General features: G+C 57.0%; 13 protein-coding genes. 4 read left to right on the forward strand and 9 right to left on the reverse strand.

Features of this window, described 5'->3' with window-relative positions:
- Nucleotides 1-105 precede the first annotated feature (105 nt).
- Together C4J90_RS09300 and C4J90_RS09305 are read right to left on the reverse strand one after the other, a co-directional pair.
- The gene (locus C4J90_RS09300; protein WP_124362120.1) at nt 106-1161 is read right to left on the reverse strand and encodes a permease; all 1056 of its coding nucleotides are present in this window, start codon (nt 1159-1161) and stop codon (nt 106-108) included.
- Between the two features lie 57 nt (nt 1162-1218).
- Nucleotides 1219-1920, reverse strand: a complete 702-nt coding sequence (locus tag C4J90_RS09305) for a histidine phosphatase family protein (RefSeq protein WP_124362121.1) — start codon at nt 1918-1920, stop codon at nt 1219-1221.
- 254 nt (nt 1921-2174) lie between these two features.
- On the opposite strand from C4J90_RS09305, the gene C4J90_RS09310 reads away from it, so the two are divergent.
- From C4J90_RS09310 to hemB, 3 genes are all read left to right on the forward strand, one after another.
- Entirely contained in the window at nt 2175-2873 is a 699-nt protein-coding gene (locus tag C4J90_RS09310) for a glutathione S-transferase N-terminal domain-containing protein (RefSeq protein WP_124362122.1), read from the forward strand.
- Between the two features lie 3 nt (nt 2874-2876).
- Nucleotides 2877-3707 (forward strand): PhzF family phenazine biosynthesis protein, encoded by an 831-nt coding sequence (locus tag C4J90_RS09315; RefSeq protein WP_124419672.1) that lies wholly within the window; start codon nt 2877-2879, stop codon nt 3705-3707.
- 117 nt (nt 3708-3824) lie between these two features.
- The gene (hemB, locus tag C4J90_RS09320) at nt 3825-4799 is read left to right on the forward strand and encodes a porphobilinogen synthase (protein ID WP_016977356.1); all 975 of its coding nucleotides are present in this window, start codon (nt 3825-3827) and stop codon (nt 4797-4799) included.
- Between the two features lie 88 nt (nt 4800-4887).
- Here the strand turns inward: hemB and C4J90_RS09325 are convergent, their stop codons facing one another.
- From C4J90_RS09325 to C4J90_RS09345, 6 genes are all read right to left on the reverse strand, one after another.
- The gene (locus C4J90_RS09325) at nt 4888-5337 is read right to left on the reverse strand and encodes a hypothetical protein (protein ID WP_305955586.1); all 450 of its coding nucleotides are present in this window, start codon (nt 5335-5337) and stop codon (nt 4888-4890) included.
- Nucleotides 5338-5571: 234 nt separating this feature from the next.
- Complete coding sequence (locus C4J90_RS09330) at nt 5572-5958, reverse strand: hypothetical protein (protein ID WP_124419673.1); 387 nt, start codon at nt 5956-5958, stop codon at nt 5572-5574.
- A 311-nt stretch (nt 5959-6269) separates the two neighbouring features.
- Nucleotides 6270-6404: a hypothetical protein gene (locus C4J90_RS27050; RefSeq protein ID WP_256658944.1), complete on the reverse strand. Its 135-nt coding sequence runs from the start codon at nt 6402-6404 to the stop codon at nt 6270-6272.
- A gap of 172 nt (nt 6405-6576) precedes the next feature.
- The gene (locus C4J90_RS09335; RefSeq protein WP_124421199.1) at nt 6577-6987 is read right to left on the reverse strand and encodes a hypothetical protein; all 411 of its coding nucleotides are present in this window, start codon (nt 6985-6987) and stop codon (nt 6577-6579) included.
- Between the two features lie 275 nt (nt 6988-7262).
- Nucleotides 7263-7571 (reverse strand): contact-dependent growth inhibition system immunity protein, encoded by a 309-nt coding sequence (locus tag C4J90_RS09340; RefSeq protein WP_124419674.1) that lies wholly within the window; start codon nt 7569-7571, stop codon nt 7263-7265.
- Nucleotides 7568-12298 (reverse strand): RHS repeat-associated core domain-containing protein, encoded by a 4731-nt coding sequence (locus tag C4J90_RS09345; protein ID WP_124419675.1) that lies wholly within the window; start codon nt 12296-12298, stop codon nt 7568-7570. Before C4J90_RS09345 ends, C4J90_RS09340 begins: the two co-directional genes overlap by 4 nt.
- A gap of 235 nt (nt 12299-12533) precedes the next feature.
- Between C4J90_RS09345 and C4J90_RS09350 the strand changes: the two genes are divergently transcribed.
- Nucleotides 12534-13619, forward strand: a complete 1086-nt coding sequence (locus tag C4J90_RS09350) for a DUF1615 domain-containing protein (RefSeq protein WP_124419676.1) — start codon at nt 12534-12536, stop codon at nt 13617-13619.
- Between the two features lie 140 nt (nt 13620-13759).
- Here C4J90_RS09350 and C4J90_RS09355 read toward each other — a convergent pair whose 3' ends face one another.
- The gene (locus C4J90_RS09355) at nt 13760-14941 is read right to left on the reverse strand and encodes an acetyl-CoA C-acetyltransferase (protein ID WP_124419677.1); all 1182 of its coding nucleotides are present in this window, start codon (nt 14939-14941) and stop codon (nt 13760-13762) included.
- Nucleotides 14942-14946 lie beyond the last annotated feature (5 nt).

Consider the following 14946-nt stretch of genomic DNA (forward strand, 5'->3'; position numbering starts at 1 on the left):
ATTGCGGTGCAGCAGTCACCCATTTTTTAACTGACAGACCGCCATCGGGAGCAAGCCCCCTCCCACACTTAGGTCGCGGGGTGCGATAAAGCCTTCACCCAAAACCTAAAGAATCACCGCCCCGATCAACCCGCACACCACCCCCATCAGCATGGTCAGCCCGGCCACCGTCACCAGCACCCGCGCATCGAAATCCTTACGCAGCATCAGCAACGACGGCAGGCTCACGCTCGGCAGGGTCATCAGCAAGGCGACGGCCGGGCCGGTGCCCATGCCCAGGGTCATCATGGTTTGTACGATGGGAATCTCCGCCGCCGTAGGAATCACGAATAACGTGCCGACAATCGCCAGCGGTACCAGCCACACCAGGCTGTCGGCCATCGCTCCGTCCACATGGGGGAACAGCCAGACCCGCGCCGCGCCAAGGATCAGCACCGCGAGGATATACACCGGGATGGTGCTCCAGAACAGCTGCCACAAGGTCCGTAACCAGCGCGCCAGGAAGGATTCGGACTCAACAGTGCTGACTTCGGCCACAGCCTGCAGCGCCGCTTCCGGCACTTGCTCCGGACGTGCAATGCGCTGCGCCACCAACGACACACCCACCACCAGCACAATCCCCGCCACCAGCCGCAGCGCGGTAAAGCCCCAGCCCAGCACAAACCCCATGAACACCAAGGTGGCCGGGTTCAAGACCGGGTTGGCGATCCAGAATGCCAGCGCAGCGCCGACCGATACCTTTTGGCGCCGCATACCCGCCGCGACAGGCGCCGCGCAGCAGCTGCACATCATGCCCGGCAAGGCGAACAGCCCGCCACGCAGGGTCGAGCCCAGGCCGGCGCGGCCAAACAGGCGCAACAGCCAGTCGCGAGGGATCAACACCTGCAACAGCGAACCGAGGATTACCGCCAGTACGGCGGCCTTCCAGATCGCCAGGAAATACACCTGGGCATAGGCCAGCGCCGCCGCGAGGGGCGAGCTTTGCTGGTCATTGAGAATCGACGCGCCGATGCTGTGGTTATCGGCCGCTACAAAAGCCTTGAGGTAGTAGGGCGACCATTTCACATAGTAGAGGCCGATGCAGGCCACCAGTAGAAACAGCGCAGGTTTGCACCAGAACGACCAGCCCCGGTTGGGCTGGGCAGAAGCGAGGTTGGACATGGAGATGATCCGCAGATGAGTCAATAGCGGCCATCATACGCGCCTGACGCCCAACCTTCAGGTATCTGCGCTGACCTGGGTCGGATCCGGGCAGGTTTCCTCACCATTATTGAGCCCCTGCTTGTAGTTGCGACTGAGCAGCGAGGCCTTGCCGTTGTGCCAGGTCAGTGTCAGCACATACAGCGAGTCGTAGTCATTGCCAGACCAGTCCTCGGTGATGGTGTGCTTCTCGCCGGCCGCTTCACTGGCGACCTTGTTGATCAACTCGGGCAGGTAACCGTGGGACCAGGCCGTGTAGATCGTCGCGTTGTGGTACTTGTCTTCGACCAGCTCATCGGCCAGGGCACTGGTGTCGTTCGCGGAAAACTTGATGTTCACCGGCAAACCCAGCTTGATTGCGCTGGGACTGATGGTCATCAGTGGGCGGATATAGCTGTAGGAGTTATCCAGCTCGCCTTCCTCGACATTGCGCGTGGGGTTGGCGGCGAATACGAAATCGGCCTTGCCGAACTTTTCCGGTAATACACTGGCCAGGTTCATGGCGCGGTTCAGGCCCTGGCAATTGAGCTGGCCCAGGCCGCCGGCAGGTTTTTCGCCGTGGCGCAGGAAGACCAGAGTTTGCACGCCGTCCACCGGTTGTGCGCGGCTTTCGCGGGCATCCAATGCCGTGACAATGCCGGCGGTGACCAGCAGCAGCGGTAACATCATGTATGAATGGCGTTTGAATTGTTGCACAAGGCGCAGAGGCTTGATCTTCATTATGGGTTCGAGTCTTCGTGCGTCGGGTTAAGGCGGACAGGCCCGGCCCAATGGCGCAGTGTGCGTCCTGGGGGTGTTCCTTGTCGGTATAGCCAGGTGCCTCCATTCACCCTGCGAGCGCATTTAAGAGTGCGCTTGGGCATTTTGGTTCGCCCGTGTGGGATTCTAGCCAGGCAATGTTGCTTAATGATGACCCATGCAGGGTGGCGAACAGATGACTATCATGGGGGCTTTCCGCCCAGGGATGTCTCTTGATGAACGCACTTGCCGCTTTCCCGATCAACAGTAAATGGCCCGCCCAGCACCCGGAGCGCTTGCAACTGTACTCGTTGCCTACGCCCAACGGTGTAAAAGTATCAATCATGCTTGAAGAGCTGGGCCTGCCCTACGAGGCACACAAGGTCAGTTTCGACACCCAGGACCAGTTGTCTCCCGAGTTCATGTCCCTGAACCCCAACAACAAGATCCCTGCGATCATCGATCCCAATGGCCCAAGCGGGCAGCCGCTGGCGTTGTTCGAGTCCGGCGCGATTCTGATTTACCTGGCGGAAAAAACCAGCCGGTTGCTTTCCGAAGATCCGGCCACCCGCTATGAAACCCTTCAGTGGTTGATGTTCCAGATGGCCGGGATCGGCCCGATGTTCGGTCAGGTGGGCTTCTTCAATAAATTCGCCGGCAAGGCTTATGAAGACAAGCGCCCGCGTGACCGCTACGTCGCCGAGTCCCGCCGCTTGCTCCAGGTACTGGAGAAACGCCTGCTGGGCCGCACGTGGATCATGGGGGATGACTACAGCATCGCTGACATCGCCACCTTCCCCTGGATTCGCAACCTGATCGGCTTCTATGAATCGGGCGACTTGGTGGGTATCGCCGATTTCCCCAATGTACTGCGCGCGTTGGATGGCTTTATCGCACGCCCAGCGGTGATCCGTGGCCTGAACATTCCGAGCTGAAGCATGCCGACTTTCGATTTCAAGCAACTGGATGTATTCAGCAGCGTACCCCTCAAAGGCAACCCGCTGGCCGTGGTGCTCGGCGCCGACAGCCTGACGGACCAGCAGATGGCCGACTTCGCCAAGTGGACCAACCTCAGCGAAACCACGTTCTTGCTGAAGCCCCGTGACCCACGCGCCGATTACCGAGTGAGAATTTTCACCACCTTGCAGGAACTGCCGTTTGCCGGGCATCCAACGTTGGGCAGTTGCCAGGCGTGGTTGCACGCAGGTGGTGTTCCGCGTGGGCAAGAGGTCATTCAGGAGTGCGAAATCGGTTTGGTCCGCATCCGACGTGAAGGCGAGGAACTGGCGTTTATCGCGCCACCGCTGTTGCGTTCGGGCGTTGTCGACGCGCCGCTGCTGGAGCGTGTGCGCCTGGGGTTGGGCCTGGTCCCTGACGCGATTGTGCGCAGCCAGTGGGTGGATAACGGCGCTGGTTGGCTGGCGGTGATGCTGGCTGATCGCCGGGCCGTGCTGGAGGTGAGGCCTGACTACGCGCAACTGCTCGGGTTGGCCGTTGGTATCATTGCTCCTTGCGATGGGGAGGACGCACAGTTTGAGGTGCGCGCCTTTATCGCCGGCGACGGTGCCCAGGAAGACCCGGCCACCGGCAGCTTGAACGCCGGCCTGGCCCAATGGTTGCTCAGCGAGGGCCTGGCGCCGGAGCGCTATGTGGTCAGCCAGGGCACGGCCATGGGACGCGCCGGGCGTATTCGTATCGAGCGCCAGGATGATGAAGTTTGGGTCGGCGGCGCCGTTGCGGTATGCATCGAAGGCCGTCTACAGCTCTAGATCAATGCAATTGTTACGTGCCGCGCAATACACTGTTGGGCCCTCGGCATTTGTGCTGCGGGTGCTTGGGGCATAAGCTTTGGTCCCAAAGATTCCAGCCATTTTTTCAGGAAAGCCATGACCAGCCAGTTCCCCCAAGCCCGCCCCCGTCGCCTGCGCCGCTCCCCGGAGCTGCGTGGCTTGTTCCAGGAAAGCGAATTCACGCTCAACGACCTGGTGCTGCCGATTTTTGTCGAAGAAGAAATCGACGACTTCGTACCGATCACCAGCATGCCGGGCGTGTTGCGTATCCCTGAGAAAAAACTGGCCGGCGAGATCGAGCGTTATGCCCGTGCCGGCATCAAGTCGGTGATGACCTTTGGCGTATCCCACCATCTGGACGCCAGCGGCAGCGACACGTGGAAAGAACGCGGGCTGGTTTCGCGCATGTCATCGATCATCAAGGACGCCGTGCCGGAAATGATCGTGATGTCCGACACCTGCTTCTGCGAATACACCGACCACGGCCACTGCGGCGTGATGCATGGCGCTCACGTCGACAATGACGCGACCCTGGTCAACCTGGGCAAACAAGCCGTGGCCGCCGCCCGCGCCGGCGCCGACGTGATCGCACCCTCGGCAGCGATGGACGGCCAGGTCCAGGCCATCCGCCGCGCTCTGGACGACGCCGGTTTTACCCACATCCCCATCATGGCCTACTCCACCAAATTCGCCTCGGCCCTCTACGGCCCGTTCCGCGAAGCCGGCGGCAGCGCCCTCAAGGGCGACCGCAAAAGCTACCAGATGAACCCGATGAACCGCCGCGAAGCCGTCCGCGAATCGCTGCTCGACGAGCAGGAAGGCGCCGACGCGCTGATGGTCAAACCGGCCGGCGCTTACCTCGACATCATCCGCGACATCCGCGAAGCCTCACGCCTGCCGGTGGCGGCGTATCAGGTGAGTGGTGAGTACGCGATGATCAAATTCGGCGCCCAGGCGGGGGCGATTGACGAAGACCGCGTGGTGCGCGAGACCTTGGGCTCGATCAAACGGGCGGGGGCGGATTTGATTTTTACGTACTTTGCGATGGATTTGGCGTTGGCGGGGATTTAAGGGCGCCATTTATCCCTGTGGTGAGCGGGTCGGATTTGCTTGCCACAGGGGTAGGAGGGCGACCTTGTATACTGATTTTGAACAGCGCTCAATTAAATTTTTCGTAATCTTCCGCACCTAATGACTCTAACCATTTCTTGAAGAAATCAATTTGATCCTGTGGGTTGTTTGTTAGGTTTTCCTCTTCATAGTCGAATAAATGGACAATGTTGTCGTTGGTTGCTTGTTGGCCTAAAGTCATTTCGTATGCCACAAGCCCAGCGCTCATCTGAGAGGCCATTCTTGATGGTTTTACATTTATTTTGGCCCCTTTACATAGAAAGGTGATGTGCGGAAAATCCGCTCTAATATTTGCGAAGCAGACGTACAGGTCTCTTCCTCTATAAATTTTCTTAAAGTTTTCGGCTTCTGAAAATGTCATGGTGAGTTTTGTTGGGTCATATTTGACGGTGACTTGTTTGTGTTCATTGTTGATTATTACTTTTATATTTTTTGTTTCCATTTTATTTTCTGTTAGGGTTTGGTATGAAATATTCAATGCGGCTAACCTCCCCTTGGAGCTAGATCAGGTGTTGGCAGAAATTTAAGAACGCCGTAATTCTGCGGTGGGCGAACTTGCTCGAGTGGGGCTGGGCGGCAGCAACTTAACTGGCTACACGGATCTAATTGACTGAGCGGGCCATACTGATTAGTTTTATTCCCTGAGTAAGTAACTGGCGAATTTTTCTATTATGCTCTGTGGCTCGGGCTTGCTTGTCACATGGTCGTCGAGCTAAATTTGCAGTGATTCGGCCCATTTTTTGCGGTAAGAAATCTGTTCGTTGATGTCATTTGTAAGTTCGTTTTCTTCATAGTCGAATATACGAACGAGTTTTGCATCGGAATCACCTATTTGGGTTTCATAAGCAACGATTCCACTAGACATTTGTGATGCCATGGCTGAAGGGTAGACATTTATTTTTGAACCTTTACATAGAAATTTAATATCACTAAATTCTTTTCTCAATGAGCCAAAGCATAGATAGATATCTGCTTCGCTATACGTTTTTTTCAGTCCGCTGGCAAAGGTTATTGAAAGTGTTGCTGTTCTTCCGTCGCATTCTATTGTGGCTGTTTCTCGAGTTGAGTTTTTGATTACGAATATCTCTAGTTTCTTCATTTGTCAGCTTCTATTTGGGTTGATTAATGAGTAGCCTTTATGCGTGCCGTTATCGTTCAACGGAGTGGCTCCTATAAGAAGAAAAGTGTGACAAATCTATTTTTTAGGTGTCTGCGTGAGACAAATATGAGTTGGCTGTCGTGCGCAGGCAAAAATCTCGACAAATAAAAATTGAATATGCGCTGTCGGTTGCGTCGCCAATGAAAATTACATTTTGCTTAGTAGTTGCTTTTATTTTTTCTTCTAGTGAGTTTAGTGCGGCCTGTGATGAGGATGGACCAATATGAGTGTTTATTTGAATAGGCTCCAAGTTATTTTATTTTCTTGGAAAGGGCGGTCCCATTTATATTTTCTACAATTAAATCGTGCTTGAGTTCTGGCAGGATGACGAGTTTGATATTCAGCAGGTTGAAGTCTTTGGCTATTTCGTCGTCAAGATAGCTCATTTTTTGCAAACCTCTTGGAGGGAAAATGGACAGATCTATTTGTGCTGAGTTCTCTTTTGTCGATGATTTCATAATAGAAGTAAATGTCAAAAAAACAGGTACAGAACTAAAGTTTGCAGGTGGGTTAAACGTTGAGAGGTTTATTTCCTCCCGCAGCGAATGGCTTGGTTTGTCAAGGTTGTATGAAATATAGATTAGATGTGGAACCGTCAATTTTCTTGGCTTTCCCCTTTTTCAGGTAAGCGTTGAACTCACGTTTCATGGTTTCTATGTTTGTATATCTTTTGTACTTGTGCGGTGTTTCGCATGCGTACAGGTACAGCCTCCAAGGGTCGAAGCCGTCGACCCTCTCGTCCGGACCATAATCAAAGTCGACACATATTTCAGATAAATAGACTCTGCAGCCAACTCCGTGCAGTTCGTAGGTGACTTCATCAACGACCGTCCCGCGTTGCGGGATTTTTTTGGATCGCCATAGTCTAAGGAGATTTTTGGTTCCAAATACGTGCTCAAATAAATCGGTGACCTTTTTTACTTGCGCTAAGTATTCGGTGATTAAATTTTCTAGAGTTTGAGTGCTCATCATCTCGGCTTTCCTAGTCTATCGAGTCCTACTGTATTGAAACGTCTATCACATCTTTGGGGGCGGGTGTTGTAGTGTTTTTTTAAAGCTGGTGCCTATCGACCCTTCGAATTTTTTGAGTGATGGCTATCTTGTTGTTAGATCCCTTCTATAGACTCACGCGCGACTAAAGCTCCCCCGGAACTAAATGTTTGCAGGAATTTAAGGGCGTTGGTTAACTATAGCCAGCTTGCTCGCGTGGGGCTGCGCCACATAACTAGCCACACTGATTAGTTTTATTTCCTAAGTAAGTAACTGTCGAATTTTTCTATTATATGGTGAAGCCATAACGGCCCTGATGCCCATTCATTAGGGTAGTAATAGTAGCAGTATTGTTCGTGCAGTAAGTTTTCTAGGAGTTCTGATTCGTTTGTGTAGGCGTCAATTAGCTCTATGATTTCCTTTCTTACAGTGCAAATTATGTCTGTGGATGAGTCCATTAGAAAAGTGTCGATGACATCGTCGGCGCAGGCGTGATCGTCTACCCAGTCTTGATTGAAGTAGGCGCCAAAAAATTGCTGTAGTTCAGTTAGTGTTGTGTTCATTTTTCTATTGGATACCCTGTAAGTAATAGGTAATCATTCGTTGTTTTGGGTTTTCTTATTAGGACCAAAATAAATTTATGTACGGGTACGGACTTTGTGGTGCCTCTTATAACGCTCAATCCTACGGGGTCATTCGAGTGTTCTCTAATTATATGTTTGTCTTTTTTTCCTTTTAGGAACTTTGAAATTTCTTGATGGCGTGTGGTTAAGCTTTTAGATACGAGAGCTTCTGCTTCTGCAAGGGTTTTGAACGTAGATGCTGCTGGTATATTAGGTTCCCGTTCAAGCCTTTCAACTAATTGAGCATCGGTCTGCCCGATATGCTTCCTGATTAAATGTCCGCCGGATTTTTCATGCTCAGCTAATAGGCTATCGGATAGTTTGTTTGTTTGAGCGGAATCGACTTGTGAGCCCGGACAAGCTCCAACTTTGCAGCTTAGTCCTAACGGATCCACCCATCCAGTAGGATTGGGCGCGTACCGGTACGCGTTGATCCCACCCGCCAGCTTCACCGGATCAGGCGTCAGGTAACGACCAATATCCGGATTGTAGTAGCGATGGCGGTTGTAGTGGAGGCCGCTTTCCTGATCGAAGTATTGGCCTTGAAAGCGCAGCGGGTTGTCGACTTTGCCTACGTCGAGGCGGCTGATTTCACCGTAGGCGCGGTAATGGGCGGACCAGACGATTTCGCCTTCAGGCGTGGTGAGTTCCTGCGGTGTGCCGAGGTGGTCGAGTTGGTAGTGGTAGGGCTTGGTCTCTGCTGGGCCGAAGCCTGCCAGCAATGCCAGTGGGCGGAAGCTGTCCGGCTCATAGATGTAGCTGCGATGACGATCGGCATGGTGTTCGGCGATCAGCTTGTCGCCTTGCCAGAAGAACTCCGTGGTGATGCCGTCGACGGTTTTGCTAATGCGCCGACCAAACGGGTCATAGCGATAACTGGCCGTTTTCCCGTTGGGCTTGGTGATGCCGATTAGCCGGTGCTGGCAGTCGTAGCGGTATTCGGTGACGAGCTGATGGCTTTTGCCGCGCCGTTCGCGGGTCAGGTTGCCGAAGGCGTCATAGTCATAATGGTGATCGCCTTGGATCACTAGGCGGTTGCCCGCGACGATGTCCGGGCCAGGCCTGTCTTGCATCAGCAAGTTGCCGGCAGGGTTGTGGCCGAAGCGTTCCTGGACGTCTTGCGAGTGATCGGCGCGGGTCAGGCGGTGGAGTGGGTCGTAGCGGTAAAGGTGTTCGCCTTTGCGGGTGTCGTGCAGGCGGGTGAGGTTGCCGGTTTTGTCGTAGTCGTAGTGACGTTGGTAGAGGTGGTTTTCCTGCTGGGTGACGGCGTGGGTATGTAGGCGGTTTTGGTCGTCGTAGTGGTAGTGGCTGAGCAGTTGGCCTTGTTGGCGTTGGTGTTCGCGACCGGCTTTGAACAGGTGGGAAGTTAGCAACGCACCGTTCAGTTCGACGGTGGCAAGATGGCCGCCTTTGTCGTGGTTGAAGGTGAGGCGGTTGTTGTCGGGCAGGCGCAGGTTTTTTAACTGGCCGCAGGCGTCGTAGCCATAGCGCAGCGTGCCCCAGCCTTGGTGTTCGGCAGTGAGGCGGTTTTGGCGGTCGTATTCGTAGGCCAGGAACCAGTGGCCGTCGTCGACGCTGAGGAGGTTGCCTTGGCGGTCGTAGGCATAATCGACAACGCTTCCGTCGGGCAGGGTTTTTCTTACGAGGCGGCCGGCGTGGTCGCGCTGGTATTGAGTGACGAGCTGACTGCCATCGTCGCCGTATTCGGTTTTCTCCAGCAGGTTGCCGTTGAGGTCGTAGATGTACGCGGTGCGTTGGCCGTCAAAACCGGTTTCCTGTTGGATCAGGCCGTTGGGGTGGTAGTCGAGCCGGTAGGTTTCGCCGACTTCGTTTTCGATGGCGGTCAGCAGTAAGCGGGCGTTGTCGTAGCGGTAGTTGACCTGGGTACCGTCGGCATTGATGCGGCGGCTGATCAGGTGCAGGCCGTCGGCGTATTCGTAGCGGGTGACGTGGCCGAGTTCGTCGCGCTCGGCGATGATTTTTCCGTAGGGGTTGTAGCTGAATTCTCGTGTGGCACCGTCCGGCACTACCAAGCGAGTTAACCGACCCACGGCGTCCCATTGATACTGGGTCAGCGCGCCCTGTTCATCCTCACGCGCAACCTGACGGCCCTGGTCGTCATAGCGATAGCGCTTGATCCCACCATTCGGTAGCTGTTCTTCAACGAGTTGCCCGCGTTCATTCCACACCAAGCGATGGCAGCTGTTGTCGGGATACCAAACCCCGGTCAGTTGCCCCTGTTTGTCGTAGCTGTAGTCGGTCGCGTTGCCATCGGGGTCGATCTCGCGAATGACATCGCCCTGGTCATTACGCTCGTATTTCCAGACCGCCTCGCCACGCCGCACAACCCGTACGAAACCGTTGTCATGCTCGTAAGACGTTGGTTCGTCATCCCCGGGAAACAGCGCCACCAAGCGTCCGGCGTCGTCGTATTGATAGGCCGTCACCGCGCCCAGCGGGTCCTGCTCGACGGTCAGGCGGCCTTTATCGTCGTAGGATTTGAAGTGCTGGGCGCCGTCGGGGTCGATGCGCTGTACCAGCCGCGCCCGCTGGTCATGTACGTAAACTTCCTGGCTGCCGTCGGCGTTGTGCACGGTGACGCGACCGTCATCGCCCCAGGCATACCGCGTGTCCATCTGCGAGAAACTGGCCCAATGCCGGACACAGCGCGCCGCCTTGCCGGAACGTTCCCACTCCCAAAAGAAACTCGCCCCACCGGCCAGTTGCCGTTCAAGAATGACGTGCTGCTCGTCGTACCGATAACGCTCACATTCACCTACGGCATTGGTTGCTGAAACCAGTCGTCCACTGTCGTCATAGGCGTAGGAAACGACGTTCTGCTCGGTCACCCAGACGAAGGGTTCATGCCCCGTGGCGCGATGAACCTGGTAGTCCACCGCCACGATGCGGTCGAACTCATAACGCAACAAAAGCGAACGGCCCACGCCGTTATCCAACCGCTCAATGCGGCCCAATCGATCCCGGACAACCGACAACCGGTTGTCATACGCATCGCTGATCGCCGTCAGCACACCGTCGCGAAAGTGATAAAACCGGGATGACCGGGCCAGCACCAATTCACCAGGCAACGACCCCAGATAAATCGCCGCTTCCGCCAGGCTGTTGGTAATCGCCGGCCGAGCCACCGTCGGCAAGGGCAGGGTGGTCGCGCGATTCTCATGGTCCGTCCACACCACCGAATCGCCCGACACCACCAGCCGCTGGGCCAGCGCATGACTCCAGCCAAACCCCAGCCCACAATCCACTTCCACCGCACTGGTGCGATACAAGCGCGTCCACTCGAACGGCAAGATCCCATCCAGCGCGCCATCGGTGAGCGTCAGCAGTTCCTCGCCGGTGACCATCGACACCGGGCAACCGTTCGTAACGGTTTTATCCGCCGGAGCCGCCGCATCGCCCTTCGGATTCGACGCAACAGCAGGCACATCATCCACCGCCTCCTGCCGCACCAACGCCGTACGCTGGGTCTTGCTGCGCACCGCCGGCACCGGATTCGAAACCAGCGTGTCGCCAGCCTTCAAAGGCGCCACCGGCACCGCCTTGATCGGTATTGGGGCACTGCCCAGCAGCACCGGCTTAAGCGCTTCGGTGTGCCCCTCCAAGCGAGCTGTGCCGAACTGCGCGGCTATCTGCTCCACCCACCTGCGCACCCGGCGTGACTTGATGCCGGCCAGCACTTTGGTGCTGATGCGCACCACAACCCCCATGCAGGCCGTTGCCATTCCCAATAGCAGGGTGATGACGATCTCGGCGCCAATCGACCCGAGCATTTCGTTCATATACGGCGGTGGCAGCATGCGCATCCAGCTGACCAGGGCCGCCAGGTGAACGAACAGCAAAGGCTCATCGCTGAGCACCAGCAAACCCTTGGCGAGGGTCTCGGCACTTAACGCGAGTAACTTTTCAAGCTCGTCCTGGGAAAGGTAATGCAGCAGCTTTTCAGCGTTGGCCAGCGGGTCGGACAACCACTGGAGTAACTGCGTGATGTTGTCCCAAACCGAGTAAAGAACTTCGCCAAAGCCTTGGGCATAAGCGCGGTGCAGCGAGAGGTAACGCTGGAGAAAATTCGCTTCGCAATAGTTCTTCCATAGCGGTTCGAAGGTGGTGTCCCATTCGCTGCGCAGCCAGTCTTCCAGTGGCGTGATGACCGACTGATAAGAGGCATACAGCGCCTTGAAATGCGCCGAGGAAACGTCGGGGTAAAAACTGATCCGGTACCGCTGGTTGCGGTCGCACTCGGTGACTTCGAGGATGCCGCTTGGGCCGATGGTTTTATGGATCGGCTCGCCCAGCGGGCCACCGTCTGGATCGATGCGCTGCAACATCACCGGCGTGTTGCCGATCGGCACGAAGCGCGAGCTCTGGAACATATGCACCAGTGTCAATGTGCCGTTGGCCTGGCATGTAGCGACGGTGCTGCTGGGGAAGATCGAACGGTTGATCGGGGCGACCAGCGCCACCTCGTTCCCGACCTTGAACACCTGCTCCACATCCAGTGCCGAAGAGCTGAAGAAGTGCTGCGCCCAGCTGTCGTAGTGGTTGAGGCAACCGCGGAAATCGCTGAGCACGGATTCGACGTCCCGCGTCTTAGAATCCATCGCGGCCAGCACCAGAAAGCCGATGGCTCGGCCGGTTGCTTCGATCATGGGCGAGCCCCATCGATCAGGGCTCTCACTGGAAAAACCATCTGCACTCCCTCGCACTGTTTAATCAGGCGAGGGACTTTGCAGAGGTTTTCAGGGCAGGGGAGTAGAGCTTATCTGGCGTTAACGTGGGAATTTTCAACCAGCGCCGCACCACGTTCGGCATAGCAGCGAACCCCGGTCAGACTTGCCTGTCGATATCCCCATTGCCCGGCCCGCCGTTCACCAAGGAAGCCTCATGTCTTCAAGCCGCCTGATCCTCTGCCTCGCCACCTTGCTGCTGCTGGCCGGTTGCGCCACCTCGCGAGGGCCGCAACAACCCGAGCGCAGCGAGGCCGAGGTGAAGGCGCAGATCGTGCGCCTGCTCCCCGCCAAGGTCGCGGACCGCGACGGTTGGGCCCAGGACATCTACACCGCGTTCGACGCCCAGAAGATCTACCCCAGCACCGAAAATATCTGCGCCGTGCTGGCGGTGACCGAGCAGGAGTCCACCTTTCAGGTCGACCCACCGGTGCCAGGCATGGGCAAGATCGCCCAGGATGAAATCCTGCGGCGTGCCGGGAAAGTTCATGTACCGGCGTTTGTCGTACGCAGCGCCTTGCAAGTGCGCTCGCCCACCGGCAAAACCTATGCCGAGCGTTTGAACGCCGCACGTACGGAGAAGGACCTGAGCGCGATCTTCGACGACTTCATCAGCGTGGTGCCCTTGGGCAACACACTGTTTGGCGGCTTCAACCCGGTGCACACCGCCGGTCCGATGCAGGTCAGCATCGACTTCGCGCAAAAACAGGCACGGGGTTATCCCTACACGGTGGACGGCACGATTCGCCGCGAAGTATTCACTCGCCGTGGCGGCATGTACTTCGGCATCGCTCATTTACTCGGCTACCCGGTGAGCTATGACCAGCCGCTGTACCGCTTCGCCGATTTCAACGCGGGTTGGTACGCCAGCCGCAATGCCGCGTTCCAGGCCGCAGTCAGCCGTGTCTCAGGCAGCGAATTGACGCTGGATGGGGATTTGATTCGCTATGGTTCGCTGCTGCCCGGTACCACCGAACTGGCGGTGCGTTCACTGGGAGCGAAATTGGATATGCGCAATCCCAGCATCCGCAGCCAACTGGAGCAGGGCGATCAGTTGGATTTTGAGGACACCACGCTCTACAAGCGCGTATTCGCCCTGGGCGACAAAGCCGCCGGCAAGCCGCTGCCGCGAGCCATCCTGCCGGGCATCGTGCTCAAAAGCCCGAAGATCACCCGCAACTTGACCACGGCCTGGTTCGCCAAACGCGTGGATGAGCGGTATCAGCGCTGTATGAAACGTTGATCAGGTGCGGCGCGTCGGACTGAAGCGTTGCCATCGCCGGCAAGCCAGCGCCTACATGTTGATCGAGTTTTTCCAGGGGATCGATAAAGAAAAGGCCCGGCTTTTCGTGGAGCCAGGCCCTTTCCGTGTTGCTCGTTGAATCAGTTGCGTTGGAGGGCCAGCGCCACGCCCTGGCCGCCGCCGATGCACAGTGTCGCCAAGCCTTTCTTGGCGTCGCGCTTGATCATTTCATGCAGCAGCGTCACCAGAACGCGGCAGCCTGAAGCTCCAATAGGGTGGCCGATGGCGATGGCGCCGCCGTTGACATTGACCTTGTCAGCGTCCCATTCCAGCTCTTTGCCCACCGCCAGGGATTGCGCGGCGAAGGCTTCGTTGGCTTCGATCAGATCCAAGTCGCTCAATTGCCAACCGGCCTTGTCCAGGCAGCGGCGGGTGGCCGAAACCGGGCCGATGCCCATGATTGCCGGGTCGACCCCTGCGTTGGCATAGCTGGCGATACGCGCCAGCACCGGCAGGCCAAGGGCCTTGGCTTTGGCGGCGCTCATCAGCAGCACCGCAGCGGCACCGTCGTTGAGGCTGGAGGCGTTGCCGGCGGTGACGCTGCCGTCTTTTTTGAAGGCGGGCTTGAGCTTGGCCAGGGACTCGGCGGTGGTACCGGCGCGCGGTTGTTCGTCCATCGTAAAGGCCAGCGGGTCGCCTTTACGCTGGGGAATCAGGATCGGCGTGATTTCATCGGCAAACCGTCCGGCTTCGATAGCGGCGATAGCTTTTTGCTGGGAGGCGGCGGCAAAGGCGTCCTGCGCCTCGCGGCTGATGCCGTACTTGTCCACCAGGTTTTCGGCGGTGATGCCCATGTGGTAGTCGTTGAACGCATCCCACAGGCCGTCGGTGATCATGCTGTCGATCATCTTGGCGTGGCCCATGCGCAAACCGGTGCGCGCCGCGGGCAGCACGTACGGCGCAAGGCTCATGTTTTCCATGCCGCCGGCGATGATGACGTCGGCGTCGCCGCAACGGATCGCCTGTGCGCCCAGGTGCAGGGCCTTGAGGCCCGAGCCACAGACCTTGTTCAACGTCAGGGCGGGAACGGCATGGGGCAGGCCGGCGAGAATCGAGGCTTGGCGCGCCGGGTTCTGGCCGCTGCCAGCGGTGAGCACCTGGCCGAGGATCACTTCATCCACTTGGGCCGGGTCGAGGCCGGTCTGCTCCAGCAGGCGACGGATTACCGCAGCGCCCAGTTCAGGGGCCGGGATACTGGCCAGCGAACCTTGAAAGCTGCCCACGGCGGTGCGGGTGGCAGCAACAATCACGACGTCTTGCATGGAAT

It is taken from the genome of Pseudomonas sp. R2-60-08W, from assembly GCF_003852335.1.
Taxonomy (GTDB): Bacteria; Pseudomonadota; Gammaproteobacteria; order Pseudomonadales; family Pseudomonadaceae; genus Aquipseudomonas.

Coding starts and splice junctions, on each gene's coding strand:
- C4J90_RS09305 (WP_124362121.1), bottom strand. CDS start 1,920: ATGAAGATCAAGCCTCTGCGCCTTGTGCAACAATTCAAACGCCATTCA.
- C4J90_RS09355 (WP_124419677.1), bottom strand. CDS start 14,941: ATGCAAGACGTCGTGATTGTTGCTGCCACCCGCACCGCCGTGGGCAGC.
- C4J90_RS09315 (WP_124419672.1), top strand. CDS start 2,877: ATGCCGACTTTCGATTTCAAGCAACTGGATGTATTCAGCAGCGTACCC.
- C4J90_RS09330 (WP_124419673.1), bottom strand. CDS start 5,958: ATGAAGAAACTAGAGATATTCGTAATCAAAAACTCAACTCGAGAAACA.
- C4J90_RS09345 (WP_124419675.1), bottom strand. CDS start 12,298: ATGATCGAAGCAACCGGCCGAGCCATCGGCTTTCTGGTGCTGGCCGCG.
- C4J90_RS09350 (WP_124419676.1), top strand. CDS start 12,534: ATGTCTTCAAGCCGCCTGATCCTCTGCCTCGCCACCTTGCTGCTGCTG.
- hemB (WP_016977356.1), top strand. CDS start 3,825: ATGACCAGCCAGTTCCCCCAAGCCCGCCCCCGTCGCCTGCGCCGCTCC.
- C4J90_RS27050 (WP_256658944.1), bottom strand. CDS start 6,404: ATGAGCTATCTTGACGACGAAATAGCCAAAGACTTCAACCTGCTGAAT.
- C4J90_RS09300 (WP_124362120.1), bottom strand. CDS start 1,161: ATGTCCAACCTCGCTTCTGCCCAGCCCAACCGGGGCTGGTCGTTCTGG.
- C4J90_RS09335 (WP_124421199.1), bottom strand. CDS start 6,987: ATGAGCACTCAAACTCTAGAAAATTTAATCACCGAATACTTAGCGCAA.
- C4J90_RS09340 (WP_124419674.1), bottom strand. CDS start 7,571: ATGAACACAACACTAACTGAACTACAGCAATTTTTTGGCGCCTACTTC.
- C4J90_RS09310 (WP_124362122.1), top strand. CDS start 2,175: ATGAACGCACTTGCCGCTTTCCCGATCAACAGTAAATGGCCCGCCCAG.